Below are 20,039 nucleotides of genomic sequence, written 5' to 3' on the forward strand. Positions count from 1 at the left end.
GGCTTTTTTTTGGGGTTGTATTAGGGCCGATTAAACGTCCAAGTTGGCAACCTGCAAAGCATTGGATTCAATGAATTCACGGCGTGGTTCAACTTGATCACCCATGAGACAAGTGAATATTTGATCCGCCGCGATGGCATCTTCGATGGTCACCTTTAACATCCGGCGGCCCTCTGGATCCATGGTGGTTTCCCATAACTGCTCGGGATTCATTTCACCCAAACCTTTGTAGCGCTGAATGTTGTAGCCCTTGCGCGATTCTGTCATCAGCCAATCCAAGGCTGACTTGAAGCTCGTGGTTTGGAAGGTGCGTTCGCCCCGTTTGATATAGGCGCCCTCTTCCAATAAACCGTTTAACTTGGCGCCAAGGGCAACAATGGCTTGGTATTCCTTTGAACTGAAGAAGTCCAGTGCGATGTCGTAGTCCGACGGCACACCGTGGGCGATGATTTCAATTTTTGGTTCAAATATGTGGCGTTCTAAGTTTTCATTAGCGGTGACTAGGTAACGGTGGGTACCCGTAACCTTTTTGTCCAATGACGCGCCCAGGAGCTCGCACCAAGCTGTCACTTGAGCCTTATCCTTAAGCGCTTCAACGGTCAGCTCCGGCAGATAGATCAAGCTTTCTAGCACCTCGGTGGGGTAGACACGGGCGAGACGGTCTATGGTGCGCATGACGCTGCGGTACTGATCAACCAAACTTGCCAAGCCCTCACCACTGATTCCCGGGGCATCCGCATTGACGTGCAGGCTGCTGTTTTCCATAGCTGCCTGGGTCAAATAGCTGGTTAAGGCCTCGTCGTCTTTGAGGTATTGCTCCTGTTTACCACGGGCAATTTTGTACAGCGGCGGTTGCGCAATAAAGATATGGCCACGCTCCACCAGTTCGCGCATCTGGCGGAAGAAAAAGGTAAGTAGCAAGGTGCGGATGTGCGAACCATCCACGTCGGCATCCGTCATGATAATGATGGAATGGTAACGCAGCTTTTCGGGGTTAAACTCTTGATTGCCGATACCGCAACCTAGGGCGGTAATCAGTGTCCCAACCTCTTGAGACGAAAGCATCTTATCGAAACGCGCCTTTTCCACGTTCAAAATCTTACCTTTAAGAGGCAAAATCGCTTGGGTACGGCGATCCCGCCCCTGCTTGGCAGAGCCGCCGGCTGAGTCACCCTCCACAAGGTAAAGTTCTGACAGCGCTGGGTCTTTTTCCTGACAATCTGCCAGTTTTCCAGGGAGCCCTGCGATATCTAAGGCGCCTTTGCGGCGAGTCATTTCTCGCGCCTTTCGGGCAGCTTCACGGGCGCGGGCAGCGTCGATCATCTTGGTGACAATAGATTTAGCCTCACTGGGGTTTTCCAGTAAGTAATCGTTAAATGCCTGCCCCATTTCCTGTTCAACGGCGGTTTTCACCTCAGACGACACCAGCTTATCTTTGGTTTGTGACGAGAACTTTGGATCGGGCACTTTGACAGAAATAATCGCGGTCAAACCTTCGCGGGCGTCATCACCAGTGGTAGCCACTTTGGTGTTTTTCCCCAAGCCCTCGCGTTCGATATAGCTGTTTAGACCGCGCGTTAATGCCGCACGAAAGCCCGCTAAGTGGGTTCCGCCATCGCGCTGAGGAATATTATTGGTGTAACAGTAAATGTTTTCTTGGAAGCTGTCGTTCCACTGCAGTGCCACCTCAACAGTTACACCATCATCGCGCTGGTTGGTGAAGTGCATAACCTTGTTGATGGGTGTTTTGGCGGTATTTAAAAACTCGACAAACGCGTGCAGGCCACCGGCGTATTCATACACCTCTTCTTTACCAGAGCGTTCATCTTTCAGCACGATGCGCACGCCAGAGTTCAGGAATGACAGCTCACGCAACCGCTTGGCCAGATAATCGTAGTGAAATTCAATATTCGTGAAGGTGCCAGAAGACGGCTTAAAATAGACCTGCGTTCCCGTGGTTACTGCATCGCCCACGACTTCTAAGGGGCCCTGAGGAACGCCATGGTGATAGACCTGCTCGTGGATCTTGCCGCCGCGACGGATGGTTAGCTTCAGCTCTTCCGACAGCGCATTTACAACGGATACACCCACACCGTGCAAGCCACCAGACACCTTATAGGTGTTATCGTCAAATTTACCGCCTGCGTGGAGCACGGTCATAATCACTTCAGCAGCCGAAACACCCTCTTCATGGATTTCGGTAGGAATACCGCGACCATTATCAGAGACAGTAATGGATTCATTGGGGTGTATGACAACCCGGATCTCAGAACAATGCCCTGCCAATGCTTCGTCGATGGAGTTATCTACGACCTCAAACACCATATGATGCAGGCCTGTGCCGTCGTCCGTATCGCCAATATACATCCCAGGGCGCTTACGGACTGCATCTAGGCCCTTTAGGACCTTAATACTGGACGAGTCGTAGTTCTTTTGTTCCGACATCTTGTCACTCCATCTAAACGTTATTTTGTTCGCACTCGGTCACTTGACCATGTTCCACGTGAAACACTTTTCGCGGAACGCTTAATTCTTGCCAGGTACTGTCTAAATCTTGCTGATCCACGCCCGTCACAAACACTTGACCACCAAGGGCGATCAACCATTCCCCTAGTCGCCGTCGATTATCTGTATCGAGCTCAGAGGGTAAATCATCAATCAAAAAGGCACATTTACGATCACTTGCCCTCTGAAACACCCTGGCAGCGCTGATACGTAGCGCACACACCAGAAGTTTCTGCTGCCCCCGTGAAAGCACATCTTCAGCGGACAACTTACCTAGGCGAATTTTGAGATCAGCCCGATGTGGGCCAATAGAGGTGTGCCCTAACTGTAGATCCCTCGTACGCTGTTCTACCAACGCATCCGCAAGTGCTATATCAGACGACCAGCCCCGTTGGTATTCAATTTCCAAGTCTTTGTAGACGGGAATTGGCGCTAACAAGGTGAGTAATTCGGCCTTTAACTCATGAAAAACACGGCATCTTAACTTATCTAATAGCTCACCTTGCCGGCTTAATTCAACGTCCCATGGCGCCAGCAAATCCGCGGTTATTCTACCAGATCGGAGCAAACTATTCCGTTGTTTGAGCGCCTGACGCACTTGCCGCCAGGCTGGCATAAACTGATGTTCCACGTGGAACACCAGCCAATCCAAAAACTGCCTTCGCTCTCCTGGACCACCAGTAAGCAAGGCAAAGGTTTCGGAAAAAATGGTTTGCAGTGGCATTACCTGGGCAAGCTCAGAGGCAGAAGACACGGGCTTTCCATTGACGCGGAATTGATCTGCGCCCCGCTGTGTCCTTTCAACACCAATACGAACCTGCCCTTGAGCGCTATCTGTGTACTTTCCAAACACGGTAACTGCAGTCTGCCCCTGTTGAATTAAGGGCTTCAGTTTATGGGAGCGAAAGGAACGCCCTCGCCCAAGCAGACTAACAGCTTCTAATACACTGGTTTTACCGGCGCCGTTGGTGCCAAAGAAGAGGTTGACGTTAGCGTGCAATACGAGCGCGCAGTCAGATATGTTGCGGAAGTTTTGAATGTTTAGGGATTCTAAGGGCATATAGACCAAGGGCCCGTCTGGGCCCTATTTATAACCTGCACTACCTTAGAGTCGCATCGGCATTACGACGTATGCACTGTCACCGTTTTCAGGCTCTTCTAACAACGCACTGGAATTAGAATCTGCGAGGGTGATTTTTACGTTCTCTGTCCCCAAAACAGTGGTCACATCAAGCAAATAGCTGACGTTAAAACCTATTTCCATAGATTCACCCGTGTAATCGACAGTCACTGTCTCTTCGGCTTCTTCCTGTTCAGGGTTATTTGCGACGATTGTTAACTGCCCAGCATCCAGCTGTAGGCGAACACCACGGTATTTTTCGTTGGAAAGAATCGCTGTACGGCCAAAGGCTTGTTTTAACTCGTCTCTCACTCCAATGACAACGCGGTTTCCACCCTTGGGTAGCACGCGCTCGTAATCTGGGAATTTGCCGTCAACCAGTTTCGATGTGAAGGTGAATTCAGGCGTGATTGCACGGATATGACTGCCGCCCAACTTAATTTCCGCAGACGCGTCGCCGTCGCCTAGCAAACGGGCCAGTTCGATAACGCCTTTGCGCGGCAGGATCGCCTGAATCTTTTCAGCGGTGTTGATGTCCATAGGGCGGGTGCACATTGCAAGGCGATGGCCATCGGTCGCAACGACGCGCAGTTGGCCCTGAGTCACCTCCCACAACATCCCATTGAGGTAATAACGGACGTCCTGTTGAGCCATCGCAAAGGCTGTGCGGTCTATTAGTCGCTTGATATCTTTCTGTGCACAATTAAATTGCAGATCAGACGGGCCATCCTCCACATTGGGAAAGTCGTTCGCTGGCAAAGTGGACAGGGTGAACCGGCTTCGACCACTCTTTACCACCAATTTTTGATTGTCTTCGATAAACTCGATATTGGCTGTATCGGGCAACGAACGGCAAATATCGACCAATTTGCGCGCTGGCACGGTGATTTCACCGCCTTCTCCCGGTTGTTCTAACTGGATCCGCCCCACAATTTCTACTTCAAGATCTGTGCCGGTTAACGAAAGTCGGTCGCCGTCCAGTTGTATCAGTACGTTGGATAGAACCGGCAGAGTCTGACGGCGCTCGACAACTCCAGCAACCAGCTGCAATGGTTTTAAGAGTGAATCGCGGGATACTGAAAATCTCATAACCGGTCTCTTTTATAGGTCTAAATTAGGCAGGAATTTCGCCTTATTATATATAAGTTGCTATAAAACGGGGCATGTTAACCCCGTTTTAAGAGGTTAATAGTCTGTGTAAATTCTTGGTATCTTCGCGTATATCAGCACTCTCTTCCTGCAGCTCTTTAATCTTTCGACAGGCGTGCAGCACGGTGGTGTGATCGCGACCACCAAAGGCCTCGCCAATTTCAGGCAGGCTATGATTCGTCAGTTCTTTTGCGAGACTCATGGCAACCTGACGCGGACGTGCAACGGACCGGCTGCGACGCTTAGAGTGCAAATCACTGACTTTAATTTTGTAGTACTCGGCAACCACACGTTGAATATTTTCTATAGAGACCTGTTTGTCCTGCAATGCCAACAAGTCTTTTAACGATTCACGTACCAACTCGACATCGATCGCACGCCCAGTAAAATTGGCATTCGCGACCACGCGTTTCAAGGCACCTTCAAGCTCACGCACGTTTGAACGGATGCGCTGCGCAATGAAAAACGCCGCATCGTGCGGTAAATTCAAATTCTGTTGGGTGGCTTTCTTCATTAAAATCGCCACCCGAGTTTCAAGCTCCGGCGGCTCTACAGCGACCGTTAACCCCCAACCAAAGCGCGATTTCAAACGCTCTTCCAAACCGTCAATCTCTCGAGGATAGCGATCACAGGTCAAAATAATCTGCTGCCCACCCTCTAGCAGTGCATTAAAGGTGTGAAAAAACTCTTCTTGAGAGCGCTCTTTGCCAGCAAAGAATTGAATATCGTCGATCAGCAATGCATCCAATGAACGGTAATAGCGTTTAAAGTCATTGATTGCATTGAGCTGCAGGGCTTTTACCATATCCGCCACGAATCGCTCTGAATGCAGGTAAAGGACCTTTGCATTGGGGTTTTTCTCGATCAATGCATTGCCTACGGCGTGCATTAAGTGAGTTTTACCCAACCCCACGCCCCCATAAATAAATAGGGGGTTATAAGCACCACCAGGATTCTCAGCAATTTGCCGCGCTGCAGCCAAACCCAACTGGTTAGATTTACCCTCTACAAAACGCTGAAACGTGAATTGAGTATTAAGGCGATGCTGATGCTTAAGTCCACCTTCCACATCAACATCCCGATCAGCTCGCGGTTCACTGGGTGTGGGGGCGGGTGATGGGCTCGGCAATATCTCGCGGGTAATTTGTGGGGCAGCCTGAGGTTTCGCGACGGGCTGTGTGCGCGGTCGGTTGTGGCGCGCCAGTGAATTTGCTGCCACACCTAATACCACCCGGGCATCCCGATCCTGCACACACTCTGATACTAATTCGATTATCCGGCCGAGAAACTTGTCAGTTACCCAAGATTTTATAAATTGGTTCGGCGCAAGCAGTGCAATCTCATTGGTCGTCGCACTTTGATCCAACTGCAATGGGCGAATCCACGTATTGAATTGCTCGGGTGACAACTCACTTTGCAAGCAAGAAATACAATGGTTCCACACAGATTCTGGCAATGCACTATCCCCCAAACCGAATTGACTGTTTTAAATTGATATTAATTCTGCGGTGTTTACAACGGCACCCTTTATAGACGCTTTCACGCGCTGCCAAAGCAGTGTCCACTTCCGAGTGGTGCTGCCCAGACTATATTGGCCACTATAAACAGAAACGGTGGTTACCCTGCCACCACAGAAGACGAGCGAAAGCCCATCCTTTTTCAAGGGCGTTATTCTACCGCGCAGGAAAATCCGACGCCATAGTTATCCACAGAAGTAGCAGAAACTTTTTTTGATTAATTAAAAATATGTTTAATATCAATTAGTTACAATAAATAAATACGAGCGCAAAGGCAGTTCCCTAAAACGCGTACTGTGAACAACCACATGAGAGCCTGTTGATAAACCTGTGAATATCTTCTGAATACAATGCAGACAAACCCTGCAGTAGGTGTGCACTCCGTCTCCACCCACTACATGTGGTGTTGGATGAATAAAACCCCCTGGACCCCGCAAAAAACCTGCTTTTTACGTTGCTTTAGGTGGCGCTTTTCATTAAAATCCCGCCTCTTTTCGCTTACCGGCAATTTGTTGATACAGATGTTGGTTGCGAGATTTACCCAAGCTCACTAATTGGCAGGTTTTAGTTCCATGAAAAGAACATTTCAGCCCAGCAATCTAAAGCGCGCTCGTGTACACGGCTTTCGTGCTCGCATGGCTACCAAGAATGGTCGTAAGATTCTGGCATCACGTCGTGCCAAGGGTCGTAAGCAACTGGTTTGTGCTTAATTCCCTATTCGAGGTTCTGGGGTGCCCAGCTTTACGTTCAGCAAAGCGCTGCGACTGCTGACCCCCAGCGACTTCAAGCCGGTCTTTGATCAGGCACCCTTCCGCGCTTCGCACCAATACTTCATGTTTTTAGCCCGCAGTAATGGATTAGAAAATCCACGACTGGGATTAGTTGTGGCTAAAAAAAATGCCCGCCTCGCTGTGCAACGCAATCGTATCAAGCGATTAGTGCGAGAGGCATTCCGCGCTTACCAACACCAATTACCGCCTATTGACTGCGTATTTTTGACCCGTAAGGGCATCGATCAGTTAGACAACGAAACCCTGCGCAAACAGATAGAACAACAATTGAAGCGTTTGATCAAAAAAGCCGGTGCGACACAGCCATGAGCTGGCTAACCATTAAATTCATCCACCTCTACCGCTGGTTGCTGAGTCCATGGATTGGCAACCAATGTCGATTCCATCCAACCTGCTCGTATTATGCAGAAGACGCTATAAATCGACACGGTTTCATAAAAGGGGGTTATTTAATGCTCGCGCGCCTTATAAAATGCCACCCTTGGCACCCCGGCGGATTTGACCCAGTACCGGGCAGTTCCGACTCTCATTCCGATAACGGCAAAAAACATGAAAATTGATTGGATTAAATACCTACTCATCCTCAGCATGGGCGCAGTGACCTTTATGCTGGTAAAAGAGTGGGCTGCATTCGATGACCGCCGCAAAGCCAGCCAGGTCACCAGCGAACAAACCACCCTATCCTCGCCAGTGGCGCAGGCACCCGAAACAATTATGGGTGATGACGGTGTACCCGTTATCGCTTCCGAAGTTCCGGAAGCTGAGGCCGCAGCGCAACAATTGATTACCGTCAGCACCGATAACCTGGTGTTGAAAATTGACACCCAAGGTGGCGACATTGTCTACGCCGCCCTGCCTAAGCACCTGGCAACATTGGGCAACCCTCAACCCTTCGTCCTGCTTAATCAAACAGAATCACACGCATACATTGCGCAAAGTGGGTTGGTGGGGGCCAATGGCACCGATGGCAAGGGTCAGCGTCCCGTCTTCAAAACGGATAAAACCCATTACCAGCTTGCCACTGGCGCTAAGACATTGACGGTAGATCTCGTCTATCAACAACAAGATGTCACACTGACGAAGCGATTCACTTTCACCCGTGATAGCTATTTGGTGGACCTATCCTATCTAGTAGACAATCGTTCCGATCAAACCTGGCGCGCAAATTTCTATGCCCAAATAAAGCGCGACAGCCAACCCGTACCCACCGATGTCGGTTTTGGCATGAACCCTTATTTGGGTGCAGCTATCACCACACTGGATGAAAAGTACAAAAAGGTCGACTTTGAGGATATGGATGAAGCGGCCGTAAAAGATTCTGTACAGGGCGGCTGGGTCGCGATGGTACAGCACTACTTTATTAGCGCCTGGATAGCCAACCCTGAGCATCAAAATAGCTATAGCCTGCGTCGCTCTAAAAATGCCGACCTCTACTTTATGGGTTTCACTGCACCCGCGGTGGAAGTGGCCCCAAATAGCCAAGGCACTCTGGGTGCCTCCTTCTATGTGGGACCAAAAGACGTTTATACCCTTGAGGAAATTTCGCCCTACCTAGACCTGACCGTAGATTACGGCTGGCTCTGGTGGATCGCTAAGCCGCTTTTTCAATTTTTGACCTTTATCTACGGTTTTATTGGAAATTGGGGTTGGTCAATTATTGCATTAACAATTGTTATTAAAGCAATATTCTTTCCGCTATCGGCCGCCAGTTATAGATCAATGGCTAAAATGCGTAAGCTTGGCCCGATGATGCAGGAGCTGAAAGAGCGTTACGGCGACGATCGCCAAAAGATGTCTGGCGAGTTGATGAAGCTCTACAAAAAGGAAAAAGTGAACCCAATGGGTGGCTGTCTGCCCATCCTGGTCCAGATGCCAGTGTTCATTGCCCTCTACTGGGTGCTAATGGAAAGTGTGGAACTTCGCCACACTCCTTTCCTCGGTTGGATTGAGGATCTCTCGGTTAGAGACCCCCTCTTTATTCTGCCTATTTTGATGGGCGCCACTATGTTCGTTCAGTTCAAACTGAACCCAACACCACCAGATCCAACCCAGGCCAAAGTCATGCAAATGATGCCCATCTTCATGACCTTTATGTTCATGTGGTTCCCGGCAGGTTTGGTTTTGTATTGGGTAGCAAACAATACAATTTCAATCATTCAACAATACGTGATTACGCGCCAAATCGAAGCTGGCACACAAGCCTAAATGCACTGGGGGCGCACTCGCCCCTAGGTATATATAATTGGGGCCAAAATTACTGGCCCCTTTTTTATGTCCTATCCAAAAGACACCATTGCCGCTATCGCCACACCTATAGGTCGAGGCGGCGTTGGCATCATCCGCGTTTCAGGCCCCGCAGCCCTCACTATCGCTGAACAGATTCTCAAACGCACACCCAACCCTCGCCAAGCTCACTATGGCAGCTTTTGGGATAGCGAACGTGTATTAGATCAAGGGATTGCACTCTACTTCCCCAACCCGCACTCATTCACGGGTGAAGACGTACTGGAACTGCAAGGCCATGGAGGACCTATTGTCATGGACTGGCTGCTCGCCACCTGTATCAAACTGGGCGCGCGCATGGCCAGACCTGGCGAATTTTCCGAACGAGCGTTTTTGAACGACAAGCTGGATCTGGCACAGGCAGAGGCCATTGCCGACCTCATAGACGCAAACTCGGACCAGGCGGCTCGCAATGCCCTGAATTCGTTACAAGGCGCGTTTTCAAACCGCATCAATGAACTGTTAACAGCCTTAACCAATCTTCGTATCTACGTAGAGGCCGCCATCGACTTCCCAGAGGAAGAGATTGATTTTCTATCAGACGGCCATGTGACTGGTCAGTTGACCGATATCTTGGCCTCTGTGGACCGGGTGCAACAGGAGGCGCGCCAAGGCTGTCTAATGCGCGAGGGAATGAATGTCGTCATCGCAGGTCGTCCAAATGCGGGCAAGTCGAGCTTACTCAATGCCCTTGCCGGTAGAGAAACTGCAATTGTCACTGACATAGAGGGTACCACCCGCGACATTTTGCGAGAGCACATCCACATAGATGGCATGCCATTACACATTATTGACACCGCAGGGTTGAGAGAGAATCCAGACCAGGTTGAAGCCATAGGCATAGAGCGCGCTATTGAGGCCATTCTGAATGCCGATCGCGTTCTGGTTGTGAAAGATCCCAGTCGCACTGACCACCAAAAAGACAGCCTCGAAGATCTACTCCCTAATGTCGCTAAAAAATTAGACCCCAACCGAATTACCACGCTAATCAACAAAGCAGATCTACCGGGACAGGCGTCGGGTTGGTTAAGCGATAAGCCTGCGGTGTTGGCCATCAGCGCAAAATCAGGCGCTGGTTTAGATCTACTCAGAGACCACCTAAAGTCTGTAATGGGCTTCCATGCTGGCACCGAAGGCAGCTTTACGGCTCGACGTCGACATTTAGATGCCATCGATCGCTGTCTAGCCCACTTGCACCAAGGTCAACAGCAGCTCAATGGCTATGGCGCGGGGGAATTGCTCGCAGAAGATCTTCGTGCCGCTCAATCTGCCCTCGGCGAAATCACCGGTCAACTTAGCGCAGACGCCTTACTTGGAAAGATATTTTCATCTTTTTGTATAGGAAAATAAGCCAAGTCCCCATGGTTGGAATGATTAATTTATAAGCTAATCAACTGCTTACCCTGAAGTTATTAACAACTACTCACAGGTTTATCCACTAAACTGTTGTTTTTTGGCGCTTTTATCTCTTAAAAAACATGGCTTGTGGATAACTGTGTGGGCTACCTGACCTTAAGTGGACTAACAACCTTTGCATGAAATTCGCACTTCTAATGAGGGTTTTTTGGTCTGTGCATAACCCCCACTTTTAACAACACCTTGTATACCCAATACACAGACCTTTAAGCCCTGCTTATAAGCAAGTTATTATTGCAATAAGTCATTGTTTTTATTAGTAAAATATCACTTACCCACAGAATTCTTGCGCACCATATATAACAACATCTTTAAAAAACACTCTATATATACCTATATATTTACTTATTTATTTAAAACATTAAAAAGATTAGTAAATTCGATCTCGTTCTTTTTTTGTACAATTCCGTCGCAAAGCATATAATCGCTGCCCTTTTTTCTTCCGTATATAAACACCATGGATTACCCAAGCCGTTTTGATGTCATCGTTATCGGTGGCGGTCACGCTGGTACAGAGGCTTGTCTAGCAGCTGCTCGCATGGGCATGAAAACTCTATTGCTCACCCATAACGTTGAAACGTTGGGCCAGATGTCTTGCAACCCCGCTATTGGAGGGATTGGTAAGAGTCATTTGGTTAAAGAGATTGACGCCTTGGGCGGTGCCATGGCTGAAGCGACTGATCGAGCCGGTATTCAATTTCGCGTGCTGAATGCGCGCAAGGGGCCGGCGGTTAGAGCGACACGAGCACAGGCAGATCGCGTGCTCTACAAAGCGGCAATACGCCATACGTTGGAAAACCAACCCAATCTCTGGATTTTCCAGCAAGCCGCTGATGACCTCATTGTTCGCAATGATCAGGTTGAAGGCGTAGTGACTCAGATGGGCTTAAAGTTTTTCGCCAGCTCCGTGGTTCTAACGGCGGGCACGTTTTTGGGTGGCAAGATTCACATAGGCTTGGACAACTACTCCGGCGGACGCGCAGGTGACCCACCCGCCATTGCGTTGGCCAACCGGTTGCGTGAGTTGCCGTTGCGCGTGGAGCGACTAAAAACCGGTACGCCGCCGCGTATTGATGCGCGCTCGGTAAATTTTTCAGAATTAGAGCAACAATGGGGCGATGATCCACGTCCGGTGATGTCCTATTTGGGTGATCGTTCGCACCACCCAGAGCAGCGCTGTTGCTGGATTACCTACACCAATACACAAACCCACGACATCATTCGCGGTGGCTTAGATCGCTCGCCCATGTACTCAGGTGTTATTGAGGGCGTTGGCCCGCGTTACTGTCCGTCAATCGAAGATAAAATTCATCGGTTTGCCGATAAAGACAAGCACCAAGTTTTTATAGAACCGGAAGGGCTATCGACCCATGAGCTCTATCCGAACGGCATCTCCACCAGTTTGCCGTTTGATGTGCAGTTAAATTTAGTCCGCTCCATCAACGGCTTTGAGAATGCCCATATCATTCGACCAGGCTATGCCATTGAGTACGATTTTTTCAATCCACAAGATCTTCGATACAGCTTTGAAACCAAGGCGATCAACGGCTTGTTTTTTGCCGGACAAATTAACGGCACGACGGGTTACGAAGAAGCGGGTATACAAGGGTTGTTAGCGGGTACCAATGCGGCGTTGCGTGCACAAAATAAACCGGCTTGGTGTCCAGGTCGTGAAGAAGCGTACTTGGGTGTGTTGGTTGACGATTTAATTTCACTTGGTACTCAAGAACCTTATCGCATGTTTACCAGCCGCGCGGAATACCGATTACTACTGCGCGAAGACAATGCTGATTTACGTCTCACTGAAAAAGGTCGCGAGCTTGGTTTAGTGAATGATGCGCGCTGGGCTGCATTTAATATTAAGCGCGAGGCGATTGCTTTAGAGGCACAGCGTTTAAAAGAAACTTGGGTGCAAGCCGCAAGCGCTGAAGCAAAAACCTTAGAGACGAAAATCGGAAGTCCGTTAACCCGCGAATATAATTTACATGATTTGTTGAAGCGCCCTGAACTGCGTTATGAGGATCTACCAAAACCCGCCAGTGCGCCAGTGGCTCCGGATGTATCCGAGCAAGTAGAAATTGCGATTAAATACGCGGGTTATATCGATAGGCAACAAGAAGACATCGATCGTTTGCGTGCTAACGAAGCGATGTTGCTTCCTGAAGATTTGGATTACCAATCGGTGGATGGCTTGTCGAATGAGGTAAAACAAAAATTGGCGGAAGCTAAGCCGCAAACCCTCGCACGCGCCGCGCGCGTTCCTGGTGTAACTCCAGCGGCGGTTTCACTGTTGATGATTTTTTTAAAAAAACGCGGTCTCCTTAAAAAATCCACCACCCTAGCGGTGTAGTTGAAAACTCGAGTGAAACACATGGATTCAAGAGCGCTGTTTTCAGATCAGCTGGAACGAGGTTTAGCGCAAATAGGTATTTCAGCCACTGTTGAACAGCAACGGCAATTGGTTGAATACTTGATTTTGTTCGAAAAATGGAACAAAACCTACAATCTTTCTGCCATACGCGATCGAGAGCAGATGGTGTCGCGCCACTTGTTAGACAGCTTGGTAGTGTTGCCAATCATTACCGGTAAGCGATTTATTGATGTGGGCACGGGTGGGGGATTGCCAGGTATTCCGCTATCGATTATGAAACCGGATTGCCATTTCACATTACTTGATAGTAACGGCAAGAAAACGCGATTTCTATTTCAGGTCAAAACGCAATTACAGCTAGCCAATGTGCAAGTGGAAAACCGTCGGGTAGAAAGTTTTTCGCCCACTGAACTTTACGATGGTGTAATTAGCCGAGCGTTTGCAAGTTTGAAAGATATGGTGGACGGTTGCCATTCGTTAATAGCGAACGATGGCCGGTTTTGGGCACTTAAAGGAGTCTATCCAGAATCTGAGTTGAGTGACCTGACAAAACACTATAATGTCGAGTCTTGTCACCCGCTCGATGTGCCGGGTTGTGATGGTGAACGCCATCTACTCGAATTGCGCCGGCAACCCGATTGATAACAAGGATAAAAACGTGAGCAAGATTTACGCGATTACCAACCAGAAAGGCGGCGTGGGTAAAACCACTACCTGTGTCAACTTGGCTGCATCTCTAGTGGCCACTAAAAAGCGGGTACTTTTGGTAGATCTTGACCCACAAGGCAATGCCACCATGGGTTCTGGCATTGATAAAAATGAGTTGGAGGAATCCGTCTACGACGTTTTGCTGGGAGAGGCAAAGCTACTGGATGTGCTGCAGCATTCTGAGTCCGGTGGCTACGATGTACTACCTGCGAACGGCGATTTAACCGCAGCCGAAGTGCGCTTGCTGGAGTTAAGCGAAAAGGAAACGCGGCTGCGGAGTGCCTTGAAAGAGGCTCAAGCGCGGTACGATTTTATTCTTATCGACTGTCCTCCCTCCCTGAATATGCTGACCGTCAATGCATTGAGTGCATGTCAAAGCGTGATTATTCCGATGCAGTGCGAATATTATGCGTTAGAGGGATTATCCGCTTTGATGCAGACAATTCAGCAAATTACCGAAGTGCTGAATCCCAAGCTTGCCATTGAGGGGATTCTGCGTACCATGCACGACCCGCGCAACAGTCTGACGGTGGATGTGTCGGCGCAACTGACAGAATACTTTGGCGATAAGGTGTATCGCACCTGTATTCCCCGCAATGTGCGTTTAGCTGAGGCCCCGTCATTTGGTCAGCCCGCATTGGCTTACGATAATCAATCGAAAGGTGCTATTGCATACCTGGCGCTAGCGGGTGAAATATTGCGTCGCGATGAAGCCCATATTAAGCAGCTCGCTAATACAAATGCCCAATAACGGACACGGAATCTAAATTCGATGGCAGCGAAACGTAAAGGTCTAGGACGAGGGTTAGATGCCCTGCTCGGCGCAGGCAAGCCCGCCCAAGCGGGCGAAAACGTCGCGGCAAAAGGCCCAAGTACCGATGGATTATTAACGGAGTTGCCGGTTGAATTTATTCAACGAGGTAAATACCAACCGCGTCGGGATATGCACCAAGAGGCTCTGGAGGAGTTGGCGGCGTCCATCAAGGCTCAAGGGGTTATGCAACCCATCGTAGTCCGAATTATCAGCACCGAGCCAGATGGCTCCCCGCGCTACGAAATTATTGCCGGTGAACGCCGGTGGCGTGCAACACAACTGGCGGGGATCGACAAAATACCCGCGGTGGTGCGCGATGTGCCAGATGAAGCCGCCATCGCAATGGCGCTGATTGAAAACATCCAACGCGAGGACTTGAACCCCGTTGAAGAGGCTGTGGCGCTCAAACGACTGCAGGATGAATTTGACCTAACCCAGCAAGAAGTGGCGGATGCCGTTGGTAAATCGCGGACCACAGTCACCAACCTGTTGCGTTTGATTGCTTTAGCCGAAGATGTCAAAAAGATGTTGGAGCATGGCGACCTGGAAATGGGGCACGCCCGCTGCTTATTGACCTTGGATGAGATAGATCAACGCGAAATTGCGCGTCAGGTAGCTGCCCGTGGGTTATCAGTGCGCCAAACTGAAGCACTGGTACGAAAGGTCCAACAGGAACAAACGAAAGCGGTACCGGCTCAGGCAATCAGTCCAGATGTACGCCACCTTGAAGAGAGTTTGGCAGAACACATTGGTGTACCGGTACAGCTGCAGCAGAGTGCGAAGGGGAAAGGCAAGTTGGTCTTAAGCTACAACAGCCTAGATGAGCTGGATGGAATACTCGCGCACCTGCGTTATAAAAATAATGCTTAGTAAGTGCTTACAAACCTGTTGAGATGCTTAATTAAGCTGGTTGAATGCAGCACCCTTTAAACCTATAATGCGCGTCGCCCTTGTGCCGCCAAACGGTGCGCGCGGGCAGATCCGGTGCAAAATGGTCATCAAGCAAGCCGCGCATAAGACTACCTGAGAAGTACACGTGGCAAGCAAATACAAGCCTCCGATTTTACAGTGGTTGGGGATAGAGCTAACGTTACTCGCGCTGCTGACGGCAGTTGCGGGTTTTGTTGATGTGGCTAGCTCCTCAATTTGGGTGTCTTGTCTCTTGGGTGGAATGGTTGCCATCGTCCCCCATGCCTATTTTGCCGGTCTGGCTTGGCGTTTCTCTGGTGCGCGCGCTGCCCCTTGGGTAGTTAGATCTTTTTACCGGGGCGAAAGTGGAAAATTTGTACTAACACTGGTGGGTTTCGGGTTGATCTTTGGGTCCCCACTACCGGTGCAACCGCTGGTGTTATTTACGACCTATTGCCTATTTTTGGCAATTCAAGTTGGGCTTGCAGCCCGGCAGGCGTAACCAGCAAAGTCGATAGCTTTCTTAAAATCATTGAGGTGCTTGAAGCATTATGGCAAGCGAAGAAATCACCACAACCGGTTATATCCAACACCACCTCCAGAATATGGCCTATGGGAAATTGCCCGCGGGCTATGAGCGCGTGAACGCCGATGGCAGTATCACTGTGCTGGAAGAGTCCACATGGACGTTGGCTCACACATCTCAAGAAGCTGTTGATATGGGATTTTGGGCTGTGCATCTAGACTCCATGGGCTGGTCCATTGCATTGGGTGTTATTTTTGCATTTTTGTTCGCCCGTGTAGCTTCCAAGGCGACTGTTGGCGTCCCCACTGGCGTTCAAAGCTTTGTGGAACTGGTGGTTGAGTTTGTGGACAACACTGTGAAAGACATCTTTCACCACCGCAACACCATGATTGCGCCAATGGCGTTAACCATATTTATGTGGGTATTCATGATGAACTTCATGGATCTCATCCCGGTGGATTGGTTGCCCATGGCGGCGGCTAAAATTGCCGGCAATGATCACTTGTTTTTCAAAGTTGTACCCACCACAGACCCTAATATCACCTTGGGAATGGCCTTTGCGGTCTTCTTGTTGATGCTGTTTTTCAGTATTAAAGAAAAAGGTTTGATGGGTTTTGTGAAGGAATTGACCCTGCACCCTTTCCATGCGGGCAAGTGGTACGTCGATATTTTCCTGATTCCAATTAACTTGATTCTGGAAACTGTTTCACTGATTGCCAAGCCAATTTCATTGGGTTTGCGATTGTTCGGCAACCTGTATGCCGGTGAAATGATTTTTATCCTTATTGCGTTGATGTTCGGTGGCGGTGCATTGTTGTTTGCAGGTGCTGGCGTATTGCAATGGGGTTGGGCGGTATTCCATATCTTGGTAATTACCCTGCAGGCTTTCGTATTTATGGTGTTGACCACGGTGTATATGGCCATGGCGCACGATACCGGCGAAGACCACTGATTTAATACATTAAATTCGTTAACTGAAATTCGTTTTAACTTTACCTACTCTAGGAGATAACAATGGAAGCACTTGGTTTGGTATACGTAGCATCTGCACTGCTGATCGGTCTGGGCGCTCTGGGTACTGCGATTGGTTTTGGTACTCTGGGTGGCAAGTTGTTGGAAGGCGCTGCGCGCCAGCCAGAACAGGCCCCTGCGCTGCAAGGCAAAATGTTCCTGATGGCGGGTCTGCTTGATGCGGTGCCTATGATCGGTGTTGGTATCGGCATGTACCTGATCTTCGTTGTGGCTCCAGGCCTGGCAGGTTAATTCCACCCTTTTTGCCTTTTAACCACTCACTAAAGAGCAAGAGGTGTTGGTGTGAATATTAATCTGACCCTGATAGGCCAAACGGTTACGTTTTTAGTATTCGTTTGGTTCTGCTGGAAATACGTATGGCCCGCGCTGATCGGCGTTATGGCTGAGCGTGAGAAGAAAATTGCCGAAGGTCTGCAGGCGGCGGAACGCGCCGACAAAGATCTCGAGTTGGCGCAGAAAAAAGCAACTGATCAACTGAAGGAAGCCAAGGTTCAAGCGGCGACCATCGTTGAGCAGGCCAACAAGCGTGCAGCGCAAATTGTCGAAGAGGCAAAAGAGCAAGCGCGCGCCGAAGGCGATCGATTGAAAGCTGCTGCACAGGCAGAAATTTTGCAGGAATCCAACCGTGCAAAAGAGGCTCTGCGTGCGCAGGTCGCCACTTTGGCTTTGGCTGGTGCGACCAAAGTGTTGGGCTCGTCGGTAGATGAAGCCAAGCATTCGGAACTGCTTAATCAATTAGCGCAAGAGCTTTAAGCGAGGATTCCATGGCTGAATTGACCACCTTGGCACGGCCTTACGCTAAAGCGGCTTTTGAATACGCGTTGGCGGCAAAGGATCTGGCTGGCTGGTCTGCCATGCTGAACACGGCTGCGGCCGTGTCGCAGCAGGAAGTGATGCAGCAGGTACTTAGCCTGCCGTCTTACACTGCAGATCAAAAAGCGCAAATTTTTGTCGATGTTTGCGCGGATACATTGAGCGGCTCCGGCCAAAACTTTATTAAGAACCTGGCAGCCAATAAGCGCCTGACTCTATTGCCGCACATTGCGGTAATTTTCGAGCAGCTTAAAGCCGCACAGGAAAAAACCATCGATGTGGAAGTGGTATCAGCATTTACCCTTTCCGCCGACCTTCAAGAGAAACTGGCAAGCGCACTGAGCAAAAAGCTCAGCTGTGATGTGCGTGTTCAGGCTAGCGTTGATCAGGACTTGATCGGCGGCGCTGTTATTCGCGCTGGCGATACCATCATTGATGGTTCCGTGCGCGGCCGGCTGGCCAAACTCGCCGAAGCGATGAACGCCTAACTCTTATAGGATTGAGGACAAAAGCATGCAGCAACTGAATCCTTCGGAAATCAGTGAAATTATCAAGCAGCGCATCGACAGTCTCGATGTGGCTACTGAAGCCCAAAATGAGGGCACCATTGTTTCCGTATCCGACGGCATTATCCGTATCCACGGATTGGCCGACGTTATGTACGGTGAAATGATTGAATTCGACGGCGGCCGTTTCGGTATGGCCTTGAACCTTGAACAGGACTCTGTGGGTGCTGTGGTTCTGGGTGATACCTCCGGTTTGGCAGAAGGCCAAAAAGTCCGTTGTACCGGTCGCATTCTAGAAGTGCCCGTTGGCGAGGCCCTGTTGGGTCGCGTGATGGACGCACTGGGCAACCCCATCGACGGTAAGGGTGCGTTAAACACCACTGAAACCGATGCGCTAGAAAAAATTGCTCCCGGTGTAATTGAGCGTCAATCCGTAGATCAGCCAATTCAGATTGGTTTGAAAGCGGTTGATGCCATGGTGCCTATCGGTCGCGGTCAGCGCGAGCTGATCATTGGTGACCGTCAGACTGGTAAGACCGCCATCGCCGTTGATGCCATCATCAACCAAAAAGGTACTGGCGTTAAGTGTGTTTACGTCGCTATCGGTCAGAAGGCATCTTCAGTAGCAGCTGTAGTACGTAAGTTGGAAGAGCACGGCGCCATGGATCACACCATTGTGATCGCCGCCACCGCTTCTGATCCAGCGGCCATGCAGTTCTTGGCGCCTTTTGCCGGCTGTACCATGGGTGAATACTTCCGCGATCGCGGTGAAGATGCATTGATCATTTACGATGATTTGACCAAGCAGGCTTGGGCCTACCGTCAAATTTCATTGTTGTTGCGTCGTCCACCAGGCCGTGAAGCCTACCCAGGTGACGTATTCTATTTGCACTCGCGCTTGTTGGAGCGTGCATCACGCGTGAACGCCGATTATGTCGAGCAGTTCACCAAAGGTGCCGTTAAAGGTAAGACCGGTTCATTGACCGCCCTGCCTATCATTGAAACGCAAGCCGGTGACGTATCTGCCTTCGTACCAACCAACGTGATCTCCATTACCGATGGCCAGATCTTCTTGGAAACCAGCTTGTTCAACGCGGGTGTACGCCCAGCCATGAACGCCGGTATTTCGGTATCTCGCGTAGGTGGTGCCGCGCAGACCAAGATCGTGAAAAAACTGTCCGGTGGTATCCGTACCGCACTGGCGCAGTACCGCGAACTGGCTGCCTTCTCACAGTTTGCCTCTGATCTAGATGAAGCCACTAAAGCTCAGTTAGATCACGGTGAGCGCGTAACCGAGCTGATGAAGCAGAAACAGTACCAGCCCCTGAAAGTGGGCGAGTTGGCTGTGGTGGTTTACGCCGCTAACGAAGGTTTCCTGAAAGACGTTGAAGTAGCCAAAATTGGCGCCTTCGAAAGTGCCCTGCTTTCTTACATGAACGCTGAACACGGCGATCTCATGAAGAAGATTAACGAAAGCGGAGATTTCAACGACGAAATTTCTGCAACGTTTAAGGCTGCTCTCGAGAAATTCAAGGCAACCCAAACCTGGTAATTGCTGGGCGCACAGCGCCCACCAATA

General features: G+C 49.8%; 19 protein-coding genes. 15 read left to right on the forward strand and 4 right to left on the reverse strand.

From position 1 onward, the window contains the following. Nucleotides 1-30: 30 nt before the first annotated feature. From gyrB to dnaA, 4 genes are all read right to left on the reverse strand, one after another. Nucleotides 31-2,445 (reverse strand): DNA topoisomerase (ATP-hydrolyzing) subunit B, encoded by a 2,415-nt coding sequence (gene gyrB / locus FHS30_RS14895; RefSeq protein WP_183911303.1) that lies wholly within the window; start codon nucleotides 2,443-2,445, stop codon nucleotides 31-33. A gap of 13 nt (nucleotides 2,446-2,458) precedes the next feature. Further along, on the reverse strand, nucleotides 2,459-3,565 hold the full coding sequence (recF, locus tag FHS30_RS14900) for a DNA replication/repair protein RecF (RefSeq protein ID WP_183911304.1): 1,107 nt from the start codon (nucleotides 3,563-3,565) through the stop codon (nucleotides 2,459-2,461). 45 nt (nucleotides 3,566-3,610) lie between these two features. Beyond that, complete coding sequence (gene dnaN, locus FHS30_RS14905; protein WP_183911305.1) at nucleotides 3,611-4,714, reverse strand: DNA polymerase III subunit beta; 1,104 nt, start codon at nucleotides 4,712-4,714, stop codon at nucleotides 3,611-3,613. A gap of 88 nt (nucleotides 4,715-4,802) precedes the next feature. Beyond that, the gene (gene dnaA, locus FHS30_RS14910) at nucleotides 4,803-6,230 is read right to left on the reverse strand and encodes a chromosomal replication initiator protein DnaA (RefSeq protein ID WP_183911306.1); all 1,428 of its coding nucleotides are present in this window, start codon (nucleotides 6,228-6,230) and stop codon (nucleotides 4,803-4,805) included. A gap of 633 nt (nucleotides 6,231-6,863) precedes the next feature. Between dnaA and rpmH the strand changes: the two genes are divergently transcribed. The 15 genes from rpmH (at nucleotide 6,864) to atpA (ending at nucleotide 20,012) form a co-directional block, all read left to right on the forward strand. Then, on the forward strand, nucleotides 6,864-7,001 hold the full coding sequence (rpmH, locus tag FHS30_RS14915) for a 50S ribosomal protein L34 (protein WP_183911307.1): 138 nt from the start codon (nucleotides 6,864-6,866) through the stop codon (nucleotides 6,999-7,001). A gap of 21 nt (nucleotides 7,002-7,022) precedes the next feature. Then, the gene (gene rnpA, locus FHS30_RS14920) at nucleotides 7,023-7,391 is read left to right on the forward strand and encodes a ribonuclease P protein component (protein ID WP_183911308.1); all 369 of its coding nucleotides are present in this window, start codon (nucleotides 7,023-7,025) and stop codon (nucleotides 7,389-7,391) included. Beyond that, nucleotides 7,388-7,642, forward strand: a complete 255-nt coding sequence (gene yidD, locus FHS30_RS14925; protein WP_183911309.1) for a membrane protein insertion efficiency factor YidD — start codon at nucleotides 7,388-7,390, stop codon at nucleotides 7,640-7,642. The genes rnpA and yidD overlap by 4 nt, the downstream gene beginning before the upstream one ends. Next, nucleotides 7,638-9,287, forward strand: a complete 1,650-nt coding sequence (gene yidC, locus FHS30_RS14930; protein ID WP_425502403.1) for a membrane protein insertase YidC — start codon at nucleotides 7,638-7,640, stop codon at nucleotides 9,285-9,287. The genes yidD and yidC overlap by 5 nt, the downstream gene beginning before the upstream one ends. Before the next feature lie 66 nt (nucleotides 9,288-9,353). Further along, a complete protein-coding gene (mnmE, locus tag FHS30_RS14935; RefSeq protein ID WP_183911311.1) occupies nucleotides 9,354-10,715 on the forward strand; it encodes a tRNA uridine-5-carboxymethylaminomethyl(34) synthesis GTPase MnmE in 1,362 nt (453 codons plus the stop codon). A 523-nt stretch (nucleotides 10,716-11,238) separates the two neighbouring features. After that, a complete protein-coding gene (gene mnmG / locus FHS30_RS14940; protein WP_183911312.1) occupies nucleotides 11,239-13,131 on the forward strand; it encodes a tRNA uridine-5-carboxymethylaminomethyl(34) synthesis enzyme MnmG in 1,893 nt (630 codons plus the stop codon). A 21-nt stretch (nucleotides 13,132-13,152) separates the two neighbouring features. Continuing rightward, nucleotides 13,153-13,794 (forward strand): 16S rRNA (guanine(527)-N(7))-methyltransferase RsmG, encoded by a 642-nt coding sequence (gene rsmG, locus FHS30_RS14945; RefSeq protein ID WP_183911313.1) that lies wholly within the window; start codon nucleotides 13,153-13,155, stop codon nucleotides 13,792-13,794. A 16-nt stretch (nucleotides 13,795-13,810) separates the two neighbouring features. Continuing rightward, complete coding sequence (locus FHS30_RS14950) at nucleotides 13,811-14,611, forward strand: AAA family ATPase (RefSeq protein WP_183911314.1); 801 nt, start codon at nucleotides 13,811-13,813, stop codon at nucleotides 14,609-14,611. A gap of 21 nt (nucleotides 14,612-14,632) precedes the next feature. Next, nucleotides 14,633-15,544 carry a ParB/RepB/Spo0J family partition protein gene (locus tag FHS30_RS14955; RefSeq protein WP_183911315.1) on the forward strand — a complete coding sequence of 304 codons (912 nt, stop codon included), beginning with the start codon at nucleotides 14,633-14,635 and terminating at the stop codon, nucleotides 15,542-15,544. Between the two features lie 166 nt (nucleotides 15,545-15,710). Continuing rightward, complete coding sequence (locus FHS30_RS14960; protein WP_221197326.1) at nucleotides 15,711-16,085, forward strand: ATP synthase subunit I; 375 nt, start codon at nucleotides 15,711-15,713, stop codon at nucleotides 16,083-16,085. Nucleotides 16,086-16,134: 49 nt separating this feature from the next. Beyond that, the gene (gene atpB, locus FHS30_RS14965; protein ID WP_183911316.1) at nucleotides 16,135-17,061 is read left to right on the forward strand and encodes a F0F1 ATP synthase subunit A; all 927 of its coding nucleotides are present in this window, start codon (nucleotides 16,135-16,137) and stop codon (nucleotides 17,059-17,061) included. A gap of 62 nt (nucleotides 17,062-17,123) precedes the next feature. Further along, complete coding sequence (atpE, locus tag FHS30_RS14970; protein ID WP_015047823.1) at nucleotides 17,124-17,372, forward strand: F0F1 ATP synthase subunit C; 249 nt, start codon at nucleotides 17,124-17,126, stop codon at nucleotides 17,370-17,372. Nucleotides 17,373-17,423: 51 nt separating this feature from the next. Further along, nucleotides 17,424-17,894 carry a F0F1 ATP synthase subunit B gene (locus FHS30_RS14975; RefSeq protein ID WP_183911317.1) on the forward strand — a complete coding sequence of 157 codons (471 nt, stop codon included), beginning with the start codon at nucleotides 17,424-17,426 and terminating at the stop codon, nucleotides 17,892-17,894. 11 nt (nucleotides 17,895-17,905) lie between these two features. Further along, nucleotides 17,906-18,442, forward strand: coding sequence for a F0F1 ATP synthase subunit delta (locus FHS30_RS14980; RefSeq protein ID WP_183911318.1), 537 nt, complete (start codon nucleotides 17,906-17,908; stop codon nucleotides 18,440-18,442). Nucleotides 18,443-18,467: 25 nt separating this feature from the next. Next, nucleotides 18,468-20,012: a F0F1 ATP synthase subunit alpha gene (gene atpA, locus FHS30_RS14985; protein ID WP_183911319.1), complete on the forward strand. Its 1,545-nt coding sequence runs from the start codon at nucleotides 18,468-18,470 to the stop codon at nucleotides 20,010-20,012. Nucleotides 20,013-20,039: the final 27 nt, after the last annotated feature.

It is taken from the genome of Simiduia aestuariiviva (genome assembly GCF_014192475.1).
GTDB classification, from domain to species: Bacteria; Pseudomonadota; Gammaproteobacteria; order Pseudomonadales; family Cellvibrionaceae; genus Simiduia; species Simiduia aestuariiviva.